Genomic DNA, 22195 nt, shown 5'->3' with positions numbered 1-22195 from the left:
GGCTGTTCAGCAGGGATTGTTGCACTGCCGGCACTGATGAATTTCAGCTATCAGATCGATAGCCTGCTAATTTTTCAGTATGGTCTAACCTCACTCAGACGTCTGAAACAAGGGGGATAATCCATGCTCGCGCAACTTCCACCGGCCTTACAGAATCTGCAACTACCGCTACGCCTGCGACTCTGGGACGGCCATGAGTTCAATCTGGGGCCGGCGCCCAGCGTCACTATTGTGGTCAAGGACCCGCAACTGGTCACCCAGCTCGCCCATCCCACTCTCAACTCGCTGGGAGCGGCGTTCGTCGAGGGCAAACTTGAGCTGGAAGGCTCTATCAGCGAAGTCATCCGGGTTTGCGACGAGCTGAGCCAAGCGCTGCTGGACGGCGAGGAAGAAGTGCTGCCAGTACGTTCCCTGCACGACAAGGCCACCGATGCGGCCGCCATCTCCTACCACTACGACCTTTCCAACGACTTCTACCAGCTGTGGCTCGACAGCGACATGGCCTATTCCTGCGCCTATTTCGAGACCGGCAGTGAGAGCCTGGAACAGGCCCAACAGGCCAAATTTCGCCACCTGTGCCGCAAGCTGCGCTTGCAGCCTGGTGAATATCTGCTGGATGTCGGTTGCGGCTGGGGCGGGCTGGCGCGGTACGCGGCGCGAGAATTCGGGGCCAAGGTCTTCGGTATCACCCTGAGCAAGGAACAGCTGGCGCTGGCCAGGGAGCGGGTGATCGCCGAAGGCTTGCAGGACCTGGTGGAACTGCAACTGCTGGACTACCGCGACCTGCCCCAGGACGGCCGCTTCGACAAGGTGGTGAGCGTCGGCATGTTCGAGCACGTGGGCCACGCCAACCTGGCGCAGTACTGCAAGACACTGTTCGGCGCGGTGCGCGAGGGCGGCCTGGTGATGAACCACGGAATCACTGCCAAGCACACTGATGGACGTCCCGTGGGCCGTGGAGCCGGCGACTTTATCGAGAAGTATGTGTTCCCCAATGGCGAGCTGCCGCACCTGGCGATGATCTCGGCCGAGATCAGCGAAGCCGGGCTGGAGATCGTCGACGTGGAAAGCCTGCGCCTGCATTACGCCCGCACCCTGGACCACTGGAGCGAGCGTCTGGAAGACAACCTGGAAGCCGCCTCCCGGCTGGTGCCGGAACAGGTCTTGCGCATCTGGCGCCTGTACCTGGCCGGCTGTGCCTACGCCTTCGCCCGCGGCTGGATCAACCTGCACCAGATTCTCGCGGTCAAGGCTCACGCCGATGGCAGTCATGAGCTGCCTTGGACCCGCGACGACCTGTATTACTCGTGAAGCGCCGACGCTAGAGGATCGGTGAAATAAGCCGGGCGACCCGCATGCCAAGCTGTTGCAGGCGGTGGGTTTCCCGGCTTTCTTCTTTGGCGATTTCGCGGGAACGCTCGAAGTCGAGGTTGAGCATATGTTCCACCTCCCTGGCGAAGGCTTCGTCCACGGTCAGCAACATCACCTCGAAATTCAGGCGGAACGAGCGGTTGTCCAGGTTGGCGCTGCCGATCGCGCTGATTTCGCTGTCGATCAGCACCACTTTCTGGTGCAGGAAACCCGGCTGATAACGGAACACCCGCACCCCGGCGCGTACGGCTTCGAAGGCGTACAGGCTGGACGCCGCGTAGACGATCCGGTGGTCCGCGCGCGACGGCAGGAGGATTCGCACATCCACCCCGCGCAGGGCAGCCAGGCGCAAGGCGGCGAACACGGCCTCGTCGGGAACGAAATAGGGGCTGGTGATCCACACCCGTTCGGTCGCCGCGTGGATGGCTTCGACGAAGAACAGCGAGCAGGTTTCATAAGGGTCCGCCGGGCCGCTGGCCAGCACCTGGCACAGCACGCCGTCATCGGGGTAGGTGTCCGGCAGGATCAACGGCGGCAATTGCCGCGAGGCCCAGAACCAGTCTTCGGCGAAGGATTCCTGCAGGCAGGCCACCACCGGACCGCTGACCGAAACATGGGTATCGCGCCAAGGCGCCAACGGCGGTTTTTTCCCCAGGTATTCGTCGCCCACGTTATGCCCGCCGACAAACCCCAGCAGGCCATCCACCACCACTATCTTGCGGTGATTGCGAAAGTTGATCTGGAAGCGGTTGAGCCAGCCGCTGCGGGTGGCGAAGGCATGCACCTGGATGCCGGCATCGCGCAGTGACTGCACATAGGCGTGGGGCAGGGAATGGCTGCCGATGCGGTCGTAGAGCAGGTGGATCGCCACGCCTTCGCCAGCCTTTTTCAGCAGCAGCGCTTGCAGGCGTCGGCCAAGGTCGTCGTCGTGGATGATGAAGAACTGGATCAGCACCGCCGTGCGGGCACGTTCGATGGCCTGGAAAATCGCGGCGAAGGTGGCATCGCCGTTGACCAGCAGTTGTACATGGTTGCTGGCCAGGCAGGGCATGCGGCCCAGCTTGGGCATGGCCCGCAGCGAGGTGTAGGCGGCGGAAGCGCGGGCGCTCAGGGCCTCCTCGATCCAGGGGCGCCAGTTCAGCTCGTTGATCGCCTTGCGCATCTCCAGGTTGGCCTGGCGCCGGGCCTTGATATAAGCATCGAAGGTGCTGCGGCCGAACACCAGATAAGGGATAAGGGTCAGGTACGGCATGAACAACAGCGACAGGGCCCAGGCGATGGAGCCTTGGGCGGTCCTGACGGTCAGCACGGCGTGGATGGCGGCGATCAGGCCGAGAAAGTGCAGGGTGGCAATTAGATAGCCAAAAATATGTGGGCCAAAATAATCCATGGGGACAGCCTTGCTCCTGAAGATTCAATGCTGGGGTCCGTATGAAAAGCGGCGTGCCGGGCGCCTTCGGCGCTACGTGCAAACAGGCGCGACCTTGCTCGCCAACTCTTCGTTGCAGACCCTAACAGACCATGTTCGAGCATGATTGTCGCTAATTAATTCGCCATGCAACGCCGCTGCATTTTTGGCGTCTAACGGCCACTACTGTCTAGGAGTCATTCGATGAAGCTTCGTCTACTGGGTTTGGCCATGGCCGCCGTTGTCTCGCTTCCGCTGGCCGCGCAGGCCCAGATGCTGCAACCGGGCCTGTGGGAACTGACCACCAGCAACATGAAAGTCGATGACCAGAGCCTGCCGGACCTGTCGTTGATTCTCGGTCAGTTGCAACAACAGCTGACGCCCGAGCAACGGGCGCAGTTGGAGAAGCAGGGCGTGACCATGGGCGGCAAGGGCATCCGCGTGTGCCTGACGCCGGAGCAGGTGAAGTCTGACACCATCCCGCTGCAGGACCCGCAATCGGGTTGCCGCCAGGAGGTTACCGACCGCACCTCCAACCAGTGGAAATTCCGCTTCAGCTGCCCGAAAGCCCAGGGCTCGGGCGTGGCGAAATTCCTCAGCGATCGTGAGTTCACCACCAACGTCATCGGTACCTTCAATGCCACCGGCTTCCAGCAGAAGGGCAGCATGGACACCCGTGCGGTGTGGCTGGGGCAGGATTGCGGGACGGTCAAGCCAAGGGCCTAAGAGCATCGCGAGCAAGCTCGCTCCTACAGGGGATCGTATTAAACCTGTAGGAGCGAGCTTGCTCGCGATGGCGTCTGTCGCTACAACTCTATCCGCAAGCGCTCCACCACCTCGCTCACCGCCCACCGCCCCAGGTCCTCGCCATTGCGGCTGCGCAAGCTGACAAATCCCCCGTCCTTTTCCTTGTCGCCCACCACCAGCAGGTACGGCACCTTTTGCAGGCTGTGCTCGCGGATCTTGTAGCTGATCTTCTCGTTGCGCAGGTCGGCGCTGGCTCGCAGGCCCTGGCGTGACAGGCTGTCGGCCACCGACCGGGCATAGTCCGCCTGACCTTCGCTGATGTTGATCACCACCGCCTGCCGCGGCGCCAGCCAGCAGGGCAGGGCGCCGCTGTAATGCTCGATGAGGATGCCGATAAAACGCTCCAGGGAACCGAACAGCGCGCGATGCAGCATCACCGGGCGCTGGCGTTCGCCGTGCTCGTCGATGTAGCTGATATCGAAACGTTCCGGCAGGTTGAGATCGACCTGCAGGGTGCCGCATTGCCAGTCACGACCGATGGCGTCGCGCAGCACGAACTCCAGTTTCGGGCCGTAGAACGCGCCTTCGCCGGGGTTGATCCGGTAGTCGATCGCCATCGTTTCCAGGGCGCCGGACAAGGCGCCTTCCAGCTGGTCCCACAGCGCGTCGCTGCCGATGCGATGGGCCGGCCGGGTGGAGAGCTTGACCGCGACGTCGTGGAAGCCGAAGTCGCGATAGATGTCGAACACCAGGGCGATGGTGCTCGCGCATTCCGCCTGCATCTGCGCCGGGGTGCAGAAGATGTGCGCGTCGTCCTGGGTGAAGTGGCGCACCCGTAGCAACCCGTGCAACGCGCCGGAGGGTTCGTAGCGATGCACCTTGCCGAACTCGGCGATGCGCAGCGGCAGGTCGCGGTAGCTTTTCAGGCCACGGCTGAAGATCGACACCGCGCCGGGGCAGTTCATCGGCTTGAGGGCGAACACCCGCTGGTCTTCGGTGGTGGTGCTGAACATATGGTCGCGGTAGTTCTGCCAGTGCCCGGAGGTTTCCCAGAGGCCGCGGTCCATCACATCCGGGGTGTTCACTTCCTGATAGCCGGCCTGGTCCTGGCGCCGGCGCATGTAGCCGATCAGTTGCTGGAACAGGGTCCAGCCCTTGGCATGCCAGAACACCGAACCCGGCGCGCAGTCGTCGAAGTGGAACAGGTCCAGTTGCTGTCCGAGCTTGCGGTGGTCGCGCTTGCCGGCTTCTTCCAGGCGGGTCAGGTAGTCCTTGAGGTCTTTCTGGGTGGCCCAGCAGGTGCCGTAGATCCGTTGCAGCGGGGCGTTCCTGGCGTCGCCGCGCCAGTAGGCGCCGGCGACCTTGGTCAGCTTGAACGCCTGGAGGATGCCGGTGAACGGCACGTGGGGGCCACGGCACAGGTCTTCGAAATCGCCCTGGCGGTACAGCGACAGCACCTGGTCCTGCGGGATGTCGCGGATCAGCTCGGCCTTGTAGTGCTCGCCCAGGTTGGCGAAGTATTCCTGGGCGTCGTCACGGCTCAGCTCGCGCCGGCGTACCGCGTGGTTGGTCGCGGCCAGGCGGGTCATGCGCGCTTCGATGCGCTGCAGGTCGTCGGGGGTAAAGGGCCGTTCATAGGCGAAGTCGTAAAAGAAGCCGTCCTCGATCACCGGGCCGATGGTGACCTGGGCCGAGGGGTACAACTCCTTCACCGCCATGGCCAGCAGATGCGCGCAGGAGTGACGCAGGATCTCCAGGCCCTCGGGCTCGCGGGTGGTGACGATGCTGACCCGGGCATCGCCCTCGAGCATAAAAGAGCAATCCACCAGTCGATCGTTCACCCGGCCGGCGACCGCCGCCCTGGCCAGGCCGAGGCCGATGCTCGCGGCCACCTCGTACACGGAAAGCGGCTGGTCGTACTCACGTTGTGAGCCGTCGGGCAGGGTGATGTGAATCATCGGGTGTTCCTTGGTGTTCCAGGGGAGGGGTTCAGGGAAGGGATCAGCGGGTAAAACGCAGCGGCAGGCCCTGGCAGTTGTCGTACAGGCGCCCGGCGTGCCAGGCCAACTGCCCCGATACCAGAGTGGTGTCGACGCTATGGCGGAAACGCTGTTCGGCGAAGGGCGTCCAGCCGCACTGGGCGAGGATCGGTTGCTGGGCCACGGCGAGGCCCTCGGGCTCGGGCCTGATCAATACCAGGTCGGCCCAGTAGCCTTCGCGCAGGTAGCCGCGATCGGGAATGGCGAACAGGTCGGCGACCCGGTGGCTGGTTTTCTCCACCAGGGTGGTGATGGGCAGCACGCCATCGGCCACCAGTTCCAGCAGGGCGGGCAGGGCGTGTTGCACCAGCGGCAGCCCGGAAGGCGCCTGGCGGTAGGGCAGCTGTTTCTGTGCCCAGGTGTGCGGCGCGTGATCGCTGCCGATCACATCCAGGCGGTTGCCGAGCAAGGCCTGGCGCAGGGCGTCGCGGTCGGCGCGGGTCTTGATCGCCGGGTTGCATTTGATCAGGTGCCTGAGGCGCGCGTAATCACGGTCGTCGAACAGCAGGTGGTGCAGGCAGACTTCGGCGGTGATGCGCTTTTGCGCCAGGGGCTGGTCTTCGAACAGTTCCAGTTCGCGGGCAGTGGTCAGGTGCAAGACATGCAGGCGAGTGCCGTGACGCCTGGCCAGATCCACGGCCAGCGACGAGGAGCGATAGCAGGCTTCGGCATCGCGGATCAGGGAGTGGGCCACGGCGGGCATCGCTTCGCCGAAACGCTCCTGCATGCGCCGCTCGTTGGCCTGGATGCTGGGCGTGTGTTCGCAGTGCGCCAGGAGAATGGTCGGCACCTCGGCGAACAACCGCTCAAGGACCTGCGGATCGTCCACCAGCATGTTGCCGGTGGAGGCGCCCATGAACACTTTGACCCCGGCCACCCGACACGGATCGAGGGCGGCGACCGTGTCGAGGTTGTCGCGGCTGACGCCGAAGTGAAAGCCATAGTTGGCCACCGAGTGGATCGCCGCTCGGCGCTTCTTGTCCTCCAGCGCGGCCAGGGTCAGGGTCGCGGGCTGGGTGTTGGGCATGTCCATGAAACTGGTGATGCCACCCGCCACGGCCGCCCGCGACTCGCTGTGGAAGCTGCCTTTCTCCGGCGCGCCGGGATCGCGGAAATGCACCTGGTCGTCGATCATGCCCGGCAGCAGCCACTGGCCCTGGGCGTCGATCTCGGTGCGGGCATTCTCGCCTTCGATGCTGCTGGCGATCTTGACGATGCGCCCATGGTCCACCAGCAGGTCGGCGTCGAACTCGCGTCCTTCATTGACCAGTCGGGCGTTGCGAATCAGCACGCTGTTCATGTTCAGAACTCGTTCTGCAGGGCTTTGTAACCGCGCACCAGATCGACGTTGGTGCGCGCCACGTCTTCGGAAAACTCCGAGGCGCTGACGCTGACCGGCGGGAACTGCGAGAGGTCGGTATTGGGCCCGATACGGGTGGTGGAGGGCACGTAGAAGCCTCGCGGCAGGTCGCGGCCATCGACCACCGAGTTGTGTCGCACCACGCTGCCGTCGCCGACCGCGCAGTTGAACAGCACGCTGTTGAAGCCGATGAAGACCCGGTCGCCGACCGTGCACGGGCCATGGACGATCGAGCGGTGGGCGATGGAGGTGAACTCGCCGATGGTCACCGCCGCGCCGGATTTGGAGTGGATCACCACGCCGTCCTGGATGTTCGAATTGGCGCCGATGACGATCGGGTCCATGGCGCCTTGCTCGTTGACTTCGTCGGCACGGATCACCGCGTAGGGGCCGACGAATACGTTCTCGCCGATCACCACCTTGCCGCAGATGATGGCGGTCTTGTCGACATAGGCCGACTCGGCGATGACCGGCAGATCGCCGGAGGGGTTCTTGCGAATCATGCTGGGGTTTCCTGTAGCGGCGCGCTGATGACCTGCACCGCACCGTCGCGAATGGCGTTGTAGAAACAGTTGGGGCGCCCGGTGTGGCAGGCCGGGCCTTGCTGGTCCACCAGCAGCAGGACGGCGTCGCCGTCGCAGTCCAGGCGCGCTTCGAGCAGACGCTGGCGATGCCCCGAGCTTTCGCCCTTGCGCCACAGTTGCCGGCGCGAGCGCGACCAGTAGCAGACCTGCCCGCTGGCCAGGGTCTCGGCCAGCGCCTTGCGGTTCATCCAGGCCAGCATCAGCACCTCGCCGCTGTCGTGCTGTTGGGCGATGGCGGCGATCAGGCCGTCGGCGTTCCATGGCAGGGCATCGAGCACGCTGGTGAGCGGCCAACGGCTGCCCAGGGGCGCGCTTTCCAGGTCGAGCATCGATAGCGGTGGGCGCTTGTTCATGGTTGGCTCAGGGCGTCGTACAGGGTGTTCAGGTTGTATTCGAACAACCCGGTGAAGGTGCTGGCTGGTCCCTGCGCAGCGAGAGCGTCGGAGTACAGGGTGCCGCCGATCTGGGCGCCGCTTTCGTCGGCGATCTGCTTGAGCAGGCGCGCGTCCTTGATGTTCTCCATGAACACCGCCTTGACCTTGGCGTTGCGGATCTGGGTGATCAGCGCCGCGACTTCGGCGGCCGAGGGTTCGCGTTCGGTGGACAGGCCTTGCGGGGCCATGAAGTCGATGCCATAGGCCTGCCCCAGGTAACCGAAGGCGTCGTGGGAGGTGACGATCTTGCGATTGCCCGGCGGCAGCGCGCCGAACTTGGCCTTGGCTTCGGCCAGCAGCGCGTAGATCCGTTTCAGGTAGGCCTGGCTGTTGCGTTCGTAATCAGCTTTGTTCGCCGGGTCGGCGGCCACCAGCGCCTTGGTGATGTTGCCCACATAGAGTTCGGCGTTCGCCAGGTTGTGCCAGGCGTGCGGGTCGGGAACGGTCTCGCCGTCCTCATCCAGCGGGCGCGGGATCACTCCGCGACTGGCGGTGATCACCGGGGCCCGGGTGCCGGTACTGGCCACCAGGCGATCCAGCCAGGGCTCGAAACCCAGGCCGTTCTTGATGATCAACCGGGCCTTGAGCAGGGCCTTGGCATCGTCCGGTGTCGGTTCGTAGGTATGGGCGTCGGCGTCCGGACCGACCATGTCGGTGATCTGGATATGCTCGCCGCCGACCTGGCGGGTGATGTCGGCGAGGATGCTGAAGCTGGTGACCACAGCGAGTTTGTCCGCGGCCTGGGCGGGCGACAGCGACAACGGCAGCAACAGACTGAAGAGCACGAGTAGGGCGCGCATCGGGGAACACCTCATGGGGATGTGAGCAAAGGCGGGTGGCGCAGCAGACCGTGCACCGGACCGAACACCACGGACAGCAGGTACAGGCCGCCCGCCACCAGGACGATGGCCGGGCCGCTGGGCAGCGAGTAGTGGAACGACAGCAACAGGCCGAGCCACACCGAGAGGCAACCGAGCAGCGCGGCAATGCCGATCAGCACCGGCAGGCGCCGACTCCAGAAGCGCGAGGCGGCGGCCGGCAGCATCATCAGGCCGACCACCATCAAGGCGCCGATGGCCTGGAAACCGATCACCAGGTTCAGCACCACCAGGGTCAGGAACAGGCCGTGGGCGAGGGGGCCGAGGCGGCTGACGCTGTTGAGGAACAGTGGGTCGAGGGTGTCCAGCAGCAACGCTTTGTAGATCAGCGCCATGGCCAGCAGGCTGAACCCGGAGACCCAGAGCATGCCCTCCAGGGTCGGCCCATCCACCGCCAGGGCCGAGCCGAACAGCAGGTGCAGCAGGTCCAGGCGTTTGCCGGCGAGGCCGAGAATCAGCACGCCGCTGGCCAGGGAAATCGGGTAGATCGCAGCCAGGCTGGCGTCCTCGCGCAAGCCGGTGCGCCGGGTAATCCAGGCGGCCAGGCCGGCCATGCCGAGTCCGGCGCCAAGGCCGCCGAGCGTCAGTGCCGGCAGGCTCAGCCCGGCGAACCAGAAGCCCAGCGCCGCGCCGGGGAGAATGCCGTGGGCCACGGCGTCGCCGATCAGGCTCATGCGCCGCAGGATCAGGAACACCCCCAACGGTGCGGTGCTGCATGCCAGCGCCAGGCCGCCGAGCAATGCCCGGCGCATGAACACGAACTCGTGGAAGGGCTGCCAGAGCTGGGCGGCGGCGAGCATCAGGCCACCTGCATCTGAATGGGCTGGACGATCAGTTCATCGCTGCTGCCGAACCGGCAACCGCTGGCCTTGATCAGCAGGGTCTGGGGGATGTGCTGGCGCACGGCGGCGAGGTCATGGCAGACCACCATTTGCGTGCGACCTTGCTGCTGCCAGGTGTGGATGTGTTTCCACAGCAGGGCCTGGCCCAGTTCGTCCAGGGCGGCGTGGGGTTCGTCCAGCAGCAACAGCGGGGCATCGGCGAGGTTCAGGCGGGCGAGCAGGGCACGCTGCAATTCGCCGCCGGACAAGGCCATCAACGGGCGTTGTTCCAGGCCACTCAGGCACCAGTCTGCGAGCACCTGCTGCAAACGTCCGGCACGCTGTTGCGCGCTTTGCCGATCGCCCCAGAAACCGGCGGCTACCAATTCCTGCAGGGTGATGGGGAACTGCCGGTCGAGGTACTGCTGCTGCGGCAGAAAGGACAGGCCGCCACGGCGAGGGACCTGCAACTTGATCTTCCCGGCCAAGGGCTTTTGCAGGCCGGCGATGACTTTCAGCAGGCTGCTTTTGCCCGAGCCGTTGGCGCCGATGATGGCGGTCAGGCTGCCGGGCTCCAGCTCAAGGTCGAGTGCTGGCGTCAGCGGTTGGCCGGGCGCGCCCCAACGTAGCGATTGCAGGCTGATCATGCGAGCTCCCACTTCCAGCGGCTCTCGGCCACGGCGTCATGGGCGTGCAGGCTTTCGGCGTGCACCACGCGCACCTGGAAGGCGCGGATGCCTGGCGAACGTTGCAAGGCGAGGTTCAGGCGGCGCGCGGCGTCTTCGCAGAACATCAGGTTTTGCCCGTTGGCCAGGGCGAAGGCTTGTTCGTCGGCGCGTTTCACCGCGGTTTGCACGGCGGTGCCGAGGGCGGCTTCGGCGTCGTTGATCGCCGCCATCAACGGCAACTCGTCGAGAAAGTCATCCAGGCGCAAGTGCAATTGCGCGGTGCTGCGCTGGCTGTGGGGCGTGGCGACTATGCCTTTCGAGGAACCGAGCCAGGTCAGGATGTCTTCATGGTGCAGCGCCCGGTTGGCGAAATCATCGATGAATTGCTGCTGAATCAGCTGCCTGGAAAGTGCGGCTGAACAGGGGCACGTCGAGGAATAATGCACTTCGATTTTTAGTTCCACGTGGAACATTGCGTTTTTCAGGTGCGCTTCGATGCTCACCGGATAGGTTTTCCAGCCGGCCAACGGACTGATCAAGGCCGGGCGTTTCAGTAGCAGATCGGTATGAATTCGTAGGTAGGCACTGCTGGACAGCCCGTCGTGGCTGTCGAGAAAGCGTTGCAGTACCTGGCGCATCAGGGCCGGGGTGAGATTTTCCTGTTCGAGCATTTCCAGCGCCAGATACAGGCGCGACATATGAATGCCGCGGGCTTCGCCGTCGTCGAGGCTGACGCCGGCATCCGCTGTTGCGCCAATCCGCTGGCCATCAAACAACACAGGTAAGGCAATGCCACACATGCCCACCCACTCAAGGGGCAGGGCCTGGCGTGCGGCCTGCGCGGCGATATCCGGCAGAGTCAGCGCATTCATGAGCAGGTCCATCGTTGGAAACAATTTGCCATGTTATATTATAACAATGCAGTCGATGAAACCTTTTTCCTGAACGTTTTTTCACCAAGCCTTTCGAGTACGGATGCTCCTCAATCTGCGGTGTAAGTCATGCACAGACGTCAGTTGCTCAACCTGCTGTTGGCCAGCGCGGCCTTGGTTCTGCCTTTGGGGGTGTCCGCCACCCAGATTCGCAACCTGCGTTTATGGAACTCGGCCGACAAGCTGCGCCTGGTGCTCGATCTGAGTGGGCCGGTGCACTACAAGACCTTCTCTCTCAGCGCGCCGGAACGGCTGATCATCGACCTTCGCGGCGCGCAGCTCAGTGGCGATTTCAGCCAACTGGCCCTGGCCAATACGCCGATTCGCTCGATCCGTTCCGGGCACTTTGGCCAGGGCGATACGCGGATCGTCCTCGACCTGGCCGAACCGCTGCGGCTCGACAGCTTCTTGCTGCCGCCCCAGGACGGTCAGGGCCACCGCCTGGTGCTCGATCTGAGCAACGCCAGCCGCGTCCCGCAGCAGATCGCGGCGGTCGCCGCTCCCGCTTTGCCGCGTGAAACACCGGCGGACCGGGCGCATCCCAAGCGCGACATCATCGTTGTGGTCGACCCGGGTCACGGCGGCAAGGACCCGGGGGCGGTCGGCGCCCGTGGCGAACGGGAGAAGGATGTGGTGCTGGCGATCGCCCAGCTGCTGGCCAAGCGGCTGAAGCGTGAGAAGGGCTTCGATGTGAAGCTGGTGCGCAACGACGATTTCTTCGTGCCGCTGCGCAAGCGGGTGGAGATCGCTCGCAAGCACAAGGCCGACATGTTTATCTCGGTGCATGCCGATGCGGCGCCACGCCTGACGGCGTCCGGGGCTTCGGTTTACGCGCTGTCGGAAGGTGGTGCGACCTCGGCCACCGCACGCTTCATGGCGCAGCGGGAGAACGGCGCCGACCTGCTGGGCGCCACCAGCCTGCTCAACCTGAAAGACAAGGACCCGATGCTCGCCGGGGTGATTCTCGACATGTCGATGAACGCGACCATCGCCGCCAGCCTGCAGTTGGGCGGTACCGTATTGGGCAGCCTGGCGGGCATCACCACCCTGCACCAGAAGCGCGTGGAACAGGCCGGTTTCGCGGTGCTCAAGTCCCCCGACGTGCCCTCGATCCTGGTGGAGACGGGTTTCATCTCCAACAGCCGCGACAGCCAGCGCCTGGTCACCGCGCGGCACCAGCAGGCGATTGCCGATGGGCTGTTCGCGGGCTTGCAGAGCTACTTCCAGAAGAACCCGCCGGTGAACAGCTACATGGCCTGGTTGCAGGAACAGAAAAAAGCCCAGGCCTGACGCGGCTCAGCCTGCTTCTGTAGGAGCACAGCTTGCGTGCGATGAAGACGCTGCGGTGTATCAGCTATACCGCGTAAGCGTCCATCGCGGGCAAGCCTCGCTCCTACAAAATGCTTTGCTCAGCAGCCGCTGATCCGGCTGCAAGTGAACTTGCCGCTGCTGCCGCCGGAGCTGGAAAAACGGTTGCGGGTGGTCCAGCCGACGCGCTGGCTGTAGCCGACCCAGGCCTCGCCGTCGGAGGCCAGGCCGGTAAAGAAGGTCAGTTGGCCGTAACGGCTGTTGGTCTGCGCCCAATAACGTTTGCCGGCGACTTCGAAACCCCGCAGATAGGTAGTACTGCCCGCGGCCGCGACGCTGTAGGCGTTGCCTTCGGCATCCACGCAGGCCAGCAGGTTGGCGCTGCGGGTGCAGGTGGCCAGGGCGCTGGGCACTTGCGCGATGGCGGTGTCCGCGACCAGCAGGGACAGGCTCAGCAGCGTGTATTTCAAGGCGTGGCGCATGGGGTTTCTCGGCTGGGGAGGCTCAAGCATCCCGCCCTTCGTCGCGGGCGGCAAGAGAGGGTTGGCTTATTTGTATTGTTATACTATAACATTAAATAAAGCCTGACCCGTGACCCACCATGACTGAACGCCCGATGACCGAAGCGCAACTTCTCGCCCAGCCCGAGGCGGACTACATGAACGACGTCCAGCAGGCCTATTTCCGTGAGCTGCTGCTGGCGCAGCGCGTCGAGCTGCAAGAACGCATCGATGGCGAGTTCGAGGTGCTGCGCGAGCAGGAGCCCCACAGCGACCTCGCCGATATCGGCAGCGCCGAAGAGCAGCGTCAGTGGCAACTGCGCCTGCTGGAGCGGGAAAAGAAGCTGCTGGACAAGATCGACGAAGCCCTCGAATGCCTGGCCCGTGGCGAGTACGGCTGGTGCCGTGAAACCGGCGAGGCCATTGGCCTCAGGCGCTTGCTGCTGCGGCCCACCGCCACCCTGTGTATCGAAGCCAAAGAACGCCAAGAGCTGCGCGAACGCCATCAACGGGCGATCTGACCCAGCCACCCAGCCCCCGATGAGGATCACCTGATGACCGACCGTCTTCCCGTTACCGTGCTGTCCGGCTTTCTCGGCGCCGGCAAAAGCACGCTGCTCAACTACGTTCTGCGCAACCGCGACAACCTGCGGGTGGCGGTGATCGTCAACGACATGAGCGAAATCAACATCGACGGCAGCGAAGTGCAGCGCGATGTCAGCCTCAACCGCGCCGAAGAAAAACTGGTCGAAATGAGCAACGGCTGCATCTGCTGCACCCTGCGCGAAGACCTGCTGGAAGAGGTCGGCAAGCTGGCCAGGGACGGGCGTTTCGATTACCTGCTGATCGAGTCCACCGGCATTTCCGAGCCGCTGCCGGTGGCCGAGACCTTCACCTTTCGCGACGAAGCGGGGCAGAGCCTGGCCGACATCGCGCGGCTGGACACCATGGTCACCGTGGTCGACGGCATGAACTTCCTGCTCGATTACCAGGCCGCGGAAAGCCTGGCGTCCCGCGGCGAAACCCTGGGCGAGGAAGACGAGCGCTCGATCACCGATCTGTTGATCGAACAGATCGAGTTCGCCGACGTGATCCTGATCAGCAAGATCGACCTGATCGGCAGCGACGAGCGCCAGGAACTGATCGCCATCCTCGAACGCCTCAATTCCCAGGCGGAAATCATCCCCATGGTGATGGGCGAAGTGCCGCTGGCGAAGATCCTCAACACCGGTCGTTTCGACTTCGAGCGCGCTGCCCAGGCGCCGGGCTGGCTGCAGGAGCTGCGCGGCGAGCACGTGCCGGAAACCGAAGAATACGGCATCGCCTCCAGCGCCTATCGGGCGCGCCGACCCTTCCATCCACAGCGCTTTTTCGATTTCATCAACCGCCCCTGGAGCAACGGCAAGCTGTTGCGTTCCAAGGGTTTTTTCTGGCTCGCCAGCAAGCACCAGGAGGCTGGCAGCTGGTCTCAGGCTGGCGGTCTGATGCGTCATGGTTTCGCCGGACGCTGGTGGCGTTTCGTGCCGAAGCAACACTGGCCGCAGGATGCGGAAAGCACCGCGGCGATCATGCAGAACTGGACCGCCGCCACCGGCGACTGCCGCCAGGAACTGGTGTTCATCGGCCAGAACATCGACTTCGCCCGGCTCACCGCCGAACTCGACGATTGCCTGCTGACGGACGACGAAATGGCATTGGGCGCGGAGGGCTGGCGCCTGATGCGCGACCCGTTCGGCCCCTGGCATGAAGAGGCCGCTGCCTGATGCTCTACCAACCACTGTCCCGTGTGGGAGCGAACCTGCTTGCGAAGCCGCTCCTGCGGCCAACCCTGCAGAAACCGATACGCCGCGAGGCCAGCGGCCCGGCCCCTATCGTCCTCGCCGAGGTGCTGGACGACGAGGTCAACTTGGCCCTGTGGCAGCGCCAGTTGCCGGCGCATATCGCCGATTTCGGTGCCTTGCTGCTGTCGCTGAACGAGCCGCTGGCCGAGTCGCTGTCGCTGGAACTCGACACCGAGGACGCCGAGCCGAACCTGCGCGGCCTGGCTTCTGGCTTCAGCGATCTGCAGGGCTACGATGGCTTTATCGCCGATGTCGCCTGGCTGGTCAGCGCCTTTGCCTGTCTGCTGGGCGCCAAGCGCGTCGGCCTGCGCCTGCGGGTGCTGGATAAGGCCATGTGCCCGCGCTTTCATGTCGACCATGTGCCGGTACGGCTGATCACCACCTATGCCGGCGCCGGCAGCCAATGGTTGCGCGAGGGCGCGATGGATCGTCGACAACTGGGCCAGGCCGAGGCCGAACCCACGGATGCCGCGCTGGTCCAGCAGATGGCCAGCGGCGAGGTGGCCCTGTTCAAGGGTGAGAAATGGCTGGGCAACGAGGGTTTCGGCCTGATCCACCGCTCGCCGCAACCGGCCCCCGGCGAGCGCCGGCTGATCCTCACCCTGGACTGGCTCGGCTGACCCTGTAGCTGCTGCCGCAGGCTGCGATCGGCTCCGCAGGAGACGTGCTCTTGAGGCCCTCGGAAGGCGCTGCGCGCCTTATCGCAGCCTGCGGCAGCGGCTACAGGAATTTCGCTGCCGCGGGTTAGCGCGTAGGATCAATCTCCTCCTTCCCGAGCGTTCCCCCCATGCTGCACAACATCCCCACCCACGTCATCGCCGGCCCCCTCGGCGCGGGCAAGACCAGCCTGATCCAGCACCTGTTGGCGCAGCGTCCGGCCCATGAGCGCTGGGCGGTGTTGATCAACGAGTTCGGCCAGATCGGCCTGGACGCAGCGCTGCTGGCCCGGGACGAGGACGGTATCGCCCTGGGCGAAGTGGCCGGCGGCTGCCTGTGCTGCGTCAACGGCGCGCCATTCCAGGTGGGCCTGGGGCGCCTGCTGCGCAAGGCCCGGCCCGACCGCCTGTTTATCGAACCTTCCGGCCTGGGGCACCCCGCGCAGCTGCTCCAGCAATTGCGCGAGGCGCCCTGGCAAAAGGTCCTGGCCGTGCAACCTTGCGTGCTGGTCCTCGATGCCCAGGCGCTGGCGGCCGGCAAGCCGCTGCCGCAGGCCCAACAGGAAGCATTGCCCAGCGCCGGCCTGTTGCTGCTGAACAAGGACGAAGGGCTCGACGCGGCGCAGCGTCAGGGCATTCTCGAGCAGTTGCCGGCCTGTCCGCTGCTCTGGACTACCCGCGGAACCTTGGCTCTGGAGCGTTTGCCTGGCGTGGAGGCTCGCGCGGGGGCTGCCATCGAGGCCTTCGAAGTACCCAAGGGGTTGGCACAGCTGCCGGCGATCTGGACCGATCCGGCCCAGCCCATCTGCCTGAGCCAGGACCAGGAGGGCGGCTGGAGCATCGGTTGGCGCTGGCACCCGAGCCGGGTGTTCGATGTTCGGTGCATCGAGCAATGGCTGGCGAGCCTTGATTGGCGCCGGACCAAGCTGGTGATCCATGGCGCCGATGGCTGGGTCTCGGGCAACGCCCTGGATAACGCCGCGCTGCACTGGCAAGCCAGCGAATGGCGCCGCGATTCGCGTATCGAGTTGATCTTCAGCGAGCCGCAGGACGTGGCCACCCTGCAACAGTCCCTGGCCCAGTGCTGCCAATAATCCAACCCCTGCTTCTGTAGGAGCGGCCGGTCGACGCTCGATTGCCCGCGAAAAACTCGTCAACGATGACGCGTTTTGCCAGGAAAAATCGCCGCTTCGCGGCTATCGCGGGCAAGCCTCGCTCCTACAGGATTGCATAGGCGGTTGGCCTTACTTGCTGCGTCCTTCGCGCCATTGGCTCAGTTCGATCACTTCGGCGCTGTGTGTCGGCACGGGTGGCGGCGCGGGCGTTGCAATCGGGTAGGGCGCCAGCTCGATCTGCGCGCTGTGGGCGCCGAACTGGGTGATGGTCCCCGCATGGCGGGTTTCGCCGGTGACGGTGAATTCGAAGGTGTAGATCCGGGCCAGGCGCCGGCGACCACTGGCGTCCCTGACGAAACCGATGCGCTTCAACGCCACGTTGCCGTCCAGCAGCTCGATATCGAGCCGCGCGCAATGCTGCTTGACCCTCTCCAGCGCCCGCTCGCGCAGGCCGTGGTTGTGCCATAGCCAGGCGGCGCCGGTCGCCAGCAGCATCAGCACGAAAATGTTTCCAAGGGTCAGCATGAGGTGCGCTCCAACGAAGTCGCACCAGCTTAACTGCGTCTTCGGTCTGTCGTACAGGTTGCGTTTAGTCGCATACTGCGCGGCTCGAATTTCAATCGTTTTACGGAATGACCCGAATGAAACGTACGCCTCATCTGCTCGCGATCCAGTCCCATGTGGTCTTCGGCCATGCCGGCAACAGCGCCGCGGTGTTTCCCATGCAGCGGGTCGGGGTGAATGTCTGGCCGCTCAATACGGTGCAGTTCTCCAACCACACGCAATACGGCCAGTGGGCCGGCGAGGTGCTGTCGCCGCACCAGATCCCGGAGCTGGTGGAAGGCATTGCCGCCATCGGCGAACTGGGCAACTGCGACGCGGTGCTGTCCGGCTACCTGGGCAGCGCGGCGCAGGGGCGGGCGATCCTCGGTGGCGTGGCGCGGATCAAGGCGACCAACCCCAAGGCCCTGTACCTGTGCGACCCGGTGATGGGCCACCCGGAAAAGGGTTGCAGCGTGCCCCAGGAGGTCAGCGACTTCCTGTTGGAAGAGGCGGCAGCCGTGGCGGATTTCCTCTGCCCCAACCAACTGGAGCTGGACAGCTTCGCCGGGCGCAAGCCGCAGTCGCTGTTCGACTGCCTGGCCATGGCCCGGGCGCTGCTGGCGCGTGGTCCGAAAGCGGTGCTGGTCAAGCATCTGGATTACCCGGGCAAGCTGCCGGACGGCTTCGAGATGTTGCTGGTGACCGCCGAAGGCAGCTGGCACCTGCGTCGTCCGCTGCTGGCATTCCCGCGTCAGCCGGTGGGTGTGGGCGACCTGACTTCGGGCCTGTTCCTGGCCCGGGTGCTGCTGGGCGACAGCCTGGTGGCGGCGTTCGAGTTCACTGCCGCGGCGGTGCATGAAGTGCTGCTGGAAACCCAGGCCTGCGCCAGTTACGAACTGCAACTGATACGGGCCCAGGACCGGATCACCCATCCACGGGTGCGGTTCGAGGCGGTGCCGATCGAGCTGTAACGGGTTGCGCAGGGGTTTTATCGCCAACAGGCTCGCTCGGTAGAAGCGAGCCTGTCTCGGACGATCAGGCGTCGGCCTTGATTTCCTGATAGCGCTTTTCCAGCTCCTGGCGGATCTGCCGGCGTTGCTGGGCCTGCATGAAGCGGCGCTTGTCTTCGCTGGTTTGCGGTTGCAGTGGCGGCACGGCGGCGGGTTTGCGCTGGTCGTCCACGGCCACCATGGTGAAGAAGCAACTGTTGGTGTGGCGCACCGAGCGCTCGCGGATGTTCTCGGTGACCACTTTGATACCGACCTCCATCGAGGTGTTGCCGGTGTAGTTGACCGAGGCCAGGAAGGTCACCAGTTCGCCGACGTGGATCGGCTCGCGGAAGATCACCTGGTCCACCGACAGGGTCACCACATAACGGCCGGCATAACGGCTGGCGCAGGCGTAGGCGACTTCATCGAGGTACTTGAGCAGGGTGCCGCCGTGGACATTGCCTGAGAAGTTGGCCATGTCAGGGGTCATCAATACCGTCATCGACAGCTGGGCGTTTCCGGGTTCCATAGCACACTCACGGGTTAAGGCAGGGGTTGCGGGGCGCACCTCTGCGGGTGCTTGGTCAGCGTTTCAAACCATCGATAACGGGACGCTGCGCCCGCGGTCGCCGTCACGCGGCGATCTATCTGTTTCCATATATTGCACCGCCTTTCTGGCACAAGTCGCGATGTTAACCTTCAAAAGCCCGTCCCAAGGGCTTTTCCCGCTGGCCGGCAGGCTGCGCAACGCCCCCGCGCCGCCCGCAAGAACACGACCCCAAGGAGCCCCACGCCATGCATGCCATCAGCTTTATTCAGGACCTGGCAGTGATCATGCTGGTCGCAGGCGTGGTGACCATTCTCTTCCACCGGCTCAAGCAGCCGGTGGTCCTCGGCTATATCGTCGCCGGCTTCATCATCGGCCCGCACACCCCGCCGTTCGGCCTGATCCACGACGAAGACACGATCAAGACCCTGGCCGAGCTGGGGGTGATTTTCCTGATGTTCTGCCTGGGCCTGGAGTTCAGCCTGCGCAAGCTGTTCAAGGTCGGCGCCACGGCCTTTATCGCGGCGTTCATGGAAATCGTGCTGATGATCTGGATCGGCTACGAGATCGGCCGCTGGTTCGACTGGAACACCATGGACTCGCTGTTCCTCGGCGCGATCCTGGCGATTTCCTCGACCACCATCATCGTCAAGGCGCTCAACGACCTGAAGATGAAGAACCAGCGCTTCGCCCAGCTGATCTTCGGTGTGCTGATCGTCGAAGACATCCTCGGCATCGGCATCATCGCCTTGCTCTCGAGCATCGCGGTCAGCGGCACTGTCAGCTCCGGTGAAGTGTTCTCCACCGTCGGCAAGCTCTCGCTGTTCATGATCGTCGCCCTGGTCATCGGCATCCTGCTGGTCCCGCGGCTGCTGGCCTACGTGGCCAGGTTCGAAAGCAACGAGATGCTGCTGATTACCGTGCTGGGGCTGTGCTTCGGCTTCTGCCTGCTGGTGGTCAAGCTGGAGTACAGCATGGTGCTCGGCGCCTTCCTGATTGGCGCGATCATGGCCGAGTCGCGGCAATTGCTGAAGATCGAGCGGCTGATCGAGCCGGTACGCGACATGTTCAGCGCCATCTTCTTCGTCGCCATCGGCCTGATGATCGACCCGCAGATCCTCCTGCAATACGCCTGGCCGATCGCGGTGATCACCGTCGCCGTGGTGCTGGGCAAGATGCTGTCCTGCGGCCTGGGCGCCTTTATCGCCGGCAACGATGGCCGCACCTCGCTGCGGGTCGGCATGGGCCTGTCACAGATCGGCGAGTTCTCCTTCATCATCGCGGCGCTGGGCATGACCCTGCAGGTTACCAGCGACTTTCTCTACCCGGTGGCGGTCGCCGTGTCGGCCATTACCACCTTGCTCACGCCTTACCTGATCCGCGCCGCCGACCCGCTGTCGCTGAAGCTCGCCGCCGTGATGCCGACCCGCCTGAGCCGGGTGCTGGGCATGTACGGCGAATGGTTGCGCAGTATCCAGCCCCATGGCGAGGGGGCGCTGCTGGCGTCGATGATCCGGCGGATCCTGTTGCAGGTCGGGGTCAATCTGGCGCTGGTGGTGGCGATCTTCTTCTCCGGCGGTTATTTCGCCGCGCGCATTGGCGAATACCTGCAGGACTGGATCAGTGATCCGAGCTGGCAGAAGGCATTGATCTGGGGCGGGGCGCTGCTGCTGTCGCTGCCGTTCCTGATCGCCGCCTATCGCAAGCTCAAGGCCCTGTCGATGCTGCTGGCGGAGATGGGGGTGAAGCCGGAAATGGCCGGGCGTCACACCCAGCGCGTGCGCCGGGTGATCGCCGAGGTGATTCCGGTGCTGTCGCTGCTGGTGATCTTCCTGCTGCTGGCGGCGCTGTCTTCGAGCATCCTGCCGACCACCGAGCTGCTGGTGCTGATCGCGGTGGTGACGGCGGCGGTGGCCGCGCTGCTGTGGCGCTGGTTCATCCGCGTGCACACCCGCATGCAGGTGGCCTTGCTGGATACCCTGGATAACCACAAGGAAGACAATGGGCACTAATTGCCGGGTGATGCACAACACAGCGGTTGGTCGCGCCAGTGTCGCCAGGCTTCGACCCAGCCCTGGTCGTGGGTGACCCCGGGCAGGCTGACGGATTGTACGCAGAAGGCTTTCGTCCCCAGTGCCTGCCGATAGGCGGGGTAGAGGCTGGCAGGCACGCTGCGGTCGGCCTGGCCGAGCAAATGCCGTTGCGCCACCAGGGCCAGCTTGGGTGCCTGGTCCAGCGGCTCGAGGGAGCCGTGCAACGGGCTCAACCCCAGCGCACTGACCCATAGCCGAGGGCTCAGGTTGCCGGCCAGGGTTTGCACCTGGGCAATATCGTCTCGCCGCGCGGCCAGCAACAGGGCCAGTGCCGCGCCACCTGAATAGCCGATCAGCTCGAAATCCTGATTGCCATAACGCAGCTTGAGGCGGTCGAGGGCCTGGTCGAGGCTGCGCAGTACCGCTGGGGAAAAGCGCTGGTCGGTCCAGATCGCCGCCGTGCAGTCGGCCGCGCTGACGAATTGGCAGGGGCGGGCCAGATAGACGCTGGGACGGGGATCGCTCAGCGCCAGTTGCACCATCAGCAGGTGCTGCGGACTGGGGTCGAGGCTGGGTTGGCGGGCTGTCGCCCAGGCATGGCCGTCGCCTTCAAGGTAGATGCGCAGGCGGGGTTGTTTGAATAAGTGCAGGGGCAGGCTGCTGGCGAGCGGGAAGGGTGAAGTGGGCAGGACTTCGACCTGATGGGCGTACTGCGTGCTCAGGTTTTGCAACTGAGCCATGGGCGACTGACAACCCGCCAGCAGGCTGCTGGCGAGTAGTGTCAATGCAGCGATCGACCGGGTGGCGCGACCGCTTGTGAACGTCATGCAACGGGTGGCAGTCGATCCATGCGCCTGCGCCCGCGGGGCGAAACCGCGCAAGGCCGATCAGCTTTCCAGCCAGACGTCCCGCGCCCAGTGCCATACCGATTCCCAGGATTCTTCGGTGATCAGCTCTTCTTCGCCGGACCACAGCACCACGGTGCCGTCTTCCTCGACGCAGTAGTAGTCGTCACCGTCCTGGCAGATCGGGATCAGCTCGCGCGGCACCCCCATGTCCCAGGCGGTGGCGGCCACTTCCGGCAGGTAGGTGTGGGACTGCGGGTCGGTCACGGTGACCGGCTCCAGGCTGCCGTAGACGACATCGCTCACGGTCAACAGGAACTCTTTGAAGACGAACGGGATATTGATGAACAGCTGTTCTTCGATTTCCACCAGCAGGTCTTCATCCGGCAGTTCCAGGGGAACGGGTACCGGTTCGTTTGCTTCACGGAGTTGCTCGATGACTTCTTCCACGGCCTGGGTCCTCTTAGCTCTATGGCGCGGTTTAATAGACGGCGGTTTATACAGTAGCTCGCTATAAGTGCAATCGTGAAATGCAAAACCCCGACCTGAGCCGGGGTTTTGCGATTACCGATGTGA

23 protein-coding genes are annotated in these 22195 nt (G+C 64.4%); 9 read left to right on the top strand and 14 right to left on the bottom strand.

Going from position 1 to position 22195, the window contains the following annotated elements:
• The first annotated feature begins 123 nt into the window (after positions 1-123).
• Positions 124-1311 carry a C17 cyclopropane fatty acid synthase CfaB gene (gene cfaB, locus AC3RCP_RS00825; protein ID WP_101336335.1) on the top strand — a complete coding sequence of 396 codons (1188 nt, stop codon included), beginning with the start codon at positions 124-126 and terminating at the stop codon, positions 1309-1311.
• A gap of 10 nt (positions 1312-1321) precedes the next feature.
• Here cfaB and cls read toward each other — a convergent pair whose 3' ends face one another.
• Entirely contained in the window at positions 1322-2761 is a 1440-nt protein-coding gene (gene cls, locus AC3RCP_RS00820) for a cardiolipin synthase (protein WP_101336334.1), read from the bottom strand.
• A gap of 222 nt (positions 2762-2983) precedes the next feature.
• On the opposite strand from cls, the gene AC3RCP_RS00815 reads away from it, so the two are divergent.
• Positions 2984-3505 carry a DUF3617 domain-containing protein gene (locus AC3RCP_RS00815; protein WP_007927620.1) on the top strand — a complete coding sequence of 174 codons (522 nt, stop codon included), beginning with the start codon at positions 2984-2986 and terminating at the stop codon, positions 3503-3505.
• A gap of 80 nt (positions 3506-3585) precedes the next feature.
• Here AC3RCP_RS00815 and thrS read toward each other — a convergent pair whose 3' ends face one another.
• From thrS to folE2, 8 genes are read right to left on the bottom strand one after another with little or no spacing between them, the layout of a single operon-like run.
• A complete protein-coding gene (thrS, locus tag AC3RCP_RS00810; protein ID WP_492570529.1) occupies positions 3586-5484 on the bottom strand; it encodes a threonine--tRNA ligase in 1899 nt (632 codons plus the stop codon).
• A 43-nt stretch (positions 5485-5527) separates the two neighbouring features.
• A complete protein-coding gene (locus AC3RCP_RS00805) occupies positions 5528-6865 on the bottom strand; it encodes a dihydroorotase (RefSeq protein WP_492570530.1) in 1338 nt (445 codons plus the stop codon).
• 2 nt (positions 6866-6867) lie between these two features.
• A complete protein-coding gene (locus tag AC3RCP_RS00800; RefSeq protein WP_492570531.1) occupies positions 6868-7428 on the bottom strand; it encodes a gamma carbonic anhydrase family protein in 561 nt (186 codons plus the stop codon).
• On the bottom strand, positions 7425-7862 hold the full coding sequence (hisI, locus tag AC3RCP_RS00795; RefSeq protein WP_007927616.1) for a phosphoribosyl-AMP cyclohydrolase: 438 nt from the start codon (positions 7860-7862) through the stop codon (positions 7425-7427). The genes AC3RCP_RS00800 and hisI overlap by 4 nt, the downstream gene beginning before the upstream one ends.
• The gene (locus AC3RCP_RS00790; protein ID WP_492570532.1) at positions 7859-8743 is read right to left on the bottom strand and encodes a metal ABC transporter substrate-binding protein; all 885 of its coding nucleotides are present in this window, start codon (positions 8741-8743) and stop codon (positions 7859-7861) included. Before AC3RCP_RS00790 ends, hisI begins: the two co-directional genes overlap by 4 nt.
• An 11-nt stretch (positions 8744-8754) precedes the next feature.
• Positions 8755-9621 carry a metal ABC transporter permease gene (locus AC3RCP_RS00785; RefSeq protein ID WP_492570533.1) on the bottom strand — a complete coding sequence of 289 codons (867 nt, stop codon included), beginning with the start codon at positions 9619-9621 and terminating at the stop codon, positions 8755-8757.
• On the bottom strand, positions 9621-10289 hold the full coding sequence (locus tag AC3RCP_RS00780) for a metal ABC transporter ATP-binding protein (protein WP_492570534.1): 669 nt from the start codon (positions 10287-10289) through the stop codon (positions 9621-9623). The genes AC3RCP_RS00785 and AC3RCP_RS00780 overlap by 1 nt, the downstream gene beginning before the upstream one ends.
• Positions 10286-11182 carry a GTP cyclohydrolase FolE2 gene (gene folE2, locus AC3RCP_RS00775; protein ID WP_492570535.1) on the bottom strand — a complete coding sequence of 299 codons (897 nt, stop codon included), beginning with the start codon at positions 11180-11182 and terminating at the stop codon, positions 10286-10288. Before folE2 ends, AC3RCP_RS00780 begins: the two co-directional genes overlap by 4 nt.
• Before the next feature lie 129 nt (positions 11183-11311).
• Between folE2 and AC3RCP_RS00770 the strand changes: the two genes are divergently transcribed.
• Positions 11312-12532: an N-acetylmuramoyl-L-alanine amidase gene (locus AC3RCP_RS00770; RefSeq protein ID WP_007927610.1), complete on the top strand. Its 1221-nt coding sequence runs from the start codon at positions 11312-11314 to the stop codon at positions 12530-12532.
• A 119-nt stretch (positions 12533-12651) separates the two neighbouring features.
• Here AC3RCP_RS00770 and AC3RCP_RS00765 read toward each other — a convergent pair whose 3' ends face one another.
• Positions 12652-13032, bottom strand: coding sequence for a hypothetical protein (locus AC3RCP_RS00765; RefSeq protein WP_007927609.1), 381 nt, complete (start codon positions 13030-13032; stop codon positions 12652-12654).
• Between the two features lie 134 nt (positions 13033-13166).
• Between AC3RCP_RS00765 and dksA the strand changes: the two genes are divergently transcribed.
• The 4 genes from dksA (at position 13167) to AC3RCP_RS00745 (ending at position 16641) form a co-directional block, all read left to right on the top strand.
• Entirely contained in the window at positions 13167-13571 is a 405-nt protein-coding gene (gene dksA / locus AC3RCP_RS00760; protein WP_492570684.1) for an RNA polymerase-binding protein DksA, read from the top strand.
• 33 nt (positions 13572-13604) lie between these two features.
• On the top strand, positions 13605-14813 hold the full coding sequence (gene zigA / locus AC3RCP_RS00755; RefSeq protein WP_009041404.1) for a zinc metallochaperone GTPase ZigA: 1209 nt from the start codon (positions 13605-13607) through the stop codon (positions 14811-14813).
• The gene (locus AC3RCP_RS00750; RefSeq protein WP_492570536.1) at positions 14813-15511 is read left to right on the top strand and encodes a DUF1826 domain-containing protein; all 699 of its coding nucleotides are present in this window, start codon (positions 14813-14815) and stop codon (positions 15509-15511) included. Before zigA ends, AC3RCP_RS00750 begins: the two co-directional genes overlap by 1 nt.
• A 167-nt stretch (positions 15512-15678) precedes the next feature.
• Complete coding sequence (locus AC3RCP_RS00745) at positions 15679-16641, top strand: CobW family GTP-binding protein (RefSeq protein ID WP_492570537.1); 963 nt, start codon at positions 15679-15681, stop codon at positions 16639-16641.
• A 150-nt stretch (positions 16642-16791) separates the two neighbouring features.
• Here the strand turns inward: AC3RCP_RS00745 and AC3RCP_RS00740 are convergent, their stop codons facing one another.
• Positions 16792-17187, bottom strand: a complete 396-nt coding sequence (locus AC3RCP_RS00740; RefSeq protein ID WP_007927603.1) for a DUF3301 domain-containing protein — start codon at positions 17185-17187, stop codon at positions 16792-16794.
• A 116-nt stretch (positions 17188-17303) separates the two neighbouring features.
• On the opposite strand from AC3RCP_RS00740, the gene pdxY reads away from it, so the two are divergent.
• Positions 17304-18176, top strand: coding sequence for a pyridoxal kinase PdxY (pdxY, locus tag AC3RCP_RS00735; protein WP_007927602.1), 873 nt, complete (start codon positions 17304-17306; stop codon positions 18174-18176).
• Between the two features lie 64 nt (positions 18177-18240).
• Here pdxY and AC3RCP_RS00730 read toward each other — a convergent pair whose 3' ends face one another.
• Complete coding sequence (locus tag AC3RCP_RS00730; protein ID WP_007927601.1) at positions 18241-18723, bottom strand: acyl-CoA thioesterase; 483 nt, start codon at positions 18721-18723, stop codon at positions 18241-18243.
• Between the two features lie 266 nt (positions 18724-18989).
• On the opposite strand from AC3RCP_RS00730, the gene AC3RCP_RS00725 reads away from it, so the two are divergent.
• Entirely contained in the window at positions 18990-20753 is a 1764-nt protein-coding gene (locus AC3RCP_RS00725; RefSeq protein WP_492570538.1) for a cation:proton antiporter, read from the top strand.
• Here the strand turns inward: AC3RCP_RS00725 and AC3RCP_RS00720 are convergent.
• Together AC3RCP_RS00720 and AC3RCP_RS00715 are read right to left on the bottom strand one after the other, a co-directional pair.
• Positions 20750-21514: an alpha/beta hydrolase gene (locus tag AC3RCP_RS00720; RefSeq protein WP_492570539.1), complete on the bottom strand. Its 765-nt coding sequence runs from the start codon at positions 21512-21514 to the stop codon at positions 20750-20752. The genes AC3RCP_RS00725 and AC3RCP_RS00720 overlap by 4 nt on opposite strands.
• A 147-nt stretch (positions 21515-21661) precedes the next feature.
• Entirely contained in the window at positions 21662-22069 is a 408-nt protein-coding gene (locus AC3RCP_RS00715; protein ID WP_007927598.1) for an SMI1/KNR4 family protein, read from the bottom strand.
• Between the last annotated feature and the right edge of the window lie 126 nt (positions 22070-22195).

Source organism: Pseudomonas sp. GW822-FHT05A08 (genome assembly GCF_058800485.1).
The sequence above is the reverse complement of the archived record's forward strand: the minus strand, read 5'-3'. Positions and strand labels throughout refer to the sequence as shown.

Bases quoted from the DNA above. Each gene is read 5' to 3' on its own strand.
- AC3RCP_RS00770 (WP_007927610.1), top strand. From the start codon at position 11,312: ATGCACAGACGTCAGTTGCTCAACCTGCTGTTGGCCAGCGCGGCCTTG.
- folE2 (WP_492570535.1), bottom strand. From the start codon at position 11,182: ATGAATGCGCTGACTCTGCCGGATATCGCCGCGCAGGCCGCACGCCAG.
- AC3RCP_RS00790 (WP_492570532.1), bottom strand. From the start codon at position 8,743: ATGCGCGCCCTACTCGTGCTCTTCAGTCTGTTGCTGCCGTTGTCGCTG.
- hisI (WP_007927616.1), bottom strand. From the start codon at position 7,862: ATGAACAAGCGCCCACCGCTATCGATGCTCGACCTGGAAAGCGCGCCC.
- AC3RCP_RS00780 (WP_492570534.1), bottom strand. From the start codon at position 10,289: ATGATCAGCCTGCAATCGCTACGTTGGGGCGCGCCCGGCCAACCGCTG.
- dksA (WP_492570684.1), top strand. From the start codon at position 13,167: ATGACCGAAGCGCAACTTCTCGCCCAGCCCGAGGCGGACTACATGAAC.
- AC3RCP_RS00785 (WP_492570533.1), bottom strand. From the start codon at position 9,621: ATGCTCGCCGCCGCCCAGCTCTGGCAGCCCTTCCACGAGTTCGTGTTC.
- AC3RCP_RS00745 (WP_492570537.1), top strand. From the start codon at position 15,679: ATGCTGCACAACATCCCCACCCACGTCATCGCCGGCCCCCTCGGCGCG.
- cls (WP_101336334.1), bottom strand. From the start codon at position 2,761: ATGGATTATTTTGGCCCACATATTTTTGGCTATCTAATTGCCACCCTG.
- AC3RCP_RS00720 (WP_492570539.1), bottom strand. From the start codon at position 21,514: ATGGCTCAGTTGCAAAACCTGAGCACGCAGTACGCCCATCAGGTCGAA.
- AC3RCP_RS00730 (WP_007927601.1), bottom strand. From the start codon at position 18,723: ATGGAACCCGGAAACGCCCAGCTGTCGATGACGGTATTGATGACCCCT.
- cfaB (WP_101336335.1), top strand. From the start codon at position 124: ATGCTCGCGCAACTTCCACCGGCCTTACAGAATCTGCAACTACCGCTA.
- AC3RCP_RS00765 (WP_007927609.1), bottom strand. From the start codon at position 13,032: ATGCGCCACGCCTTGAAATACACGCTGCTGAGCCTGTCCCTGCTGGTC.
- AC3RCP_RS00805 (WP_492570530.1), bottom strand. From the start codon at position 6,865: ATGAACAGCGTGCTGATTCGCAACGCCCGACTGGTCAATGAAGGACGC.
- pdxY (WP_007927602.1), top strand. From the start codon at position 17,304: ATGAAACGTACGCCTCATCTGCTCGCGATCCAGTCCCATGTGGTCTTC.
- AC3RCP_RS00740 (WP_007927603.1), bottom strand. From the start codon at position 17,187: ATGCTGACCCTTGGAAACATTTTCGTGCTGATGCTGCTGGCGACCGGC.
- AC3RCP_RS00725 (WP_492570538.1), top strand. From the start codon at position 18,990: ATGCATGCCATCAGCTTTATTCAGGACCTGGCAGTGATCATGCTGGTC.
- AC3RCP_RS00815 (WP_007927620.1), top strand. From the start codon at position 2,984: ATGAAGCTTCGTCTACTGGGTTTGGCCATGGCCGCCGTTGTCTCGCTT.
- AC3RCP_RS00750 (WP_492570536.1), top strand. From the start codon at position 14,813: ATGCTCTACCAACCACTGTCCCGTGTGGGAGCGAACCTGCTTGCGAAG.
- thrS (WP_492570529.1), bottom strand. From the start codon at position 5,484: ATGATTCACATCACCCTGCCCGACGGCTCACAACGTGAGTACGACCAG.
- AC3RCP_RS00800 (WP_492570531.1), bottom strand. From the start codon at position 7,428: ATGATTCGCAAGAACCCCTCCGGCGATCTGCCGGTCATCGCCGAGTCG.
- zigA (WP_009041404.1), top strand. From the start codon at position 13,605: ATGACCGACCGTCTTCCCGTTACCGTGCTGTCCGGCTTTCTCGGCGCC.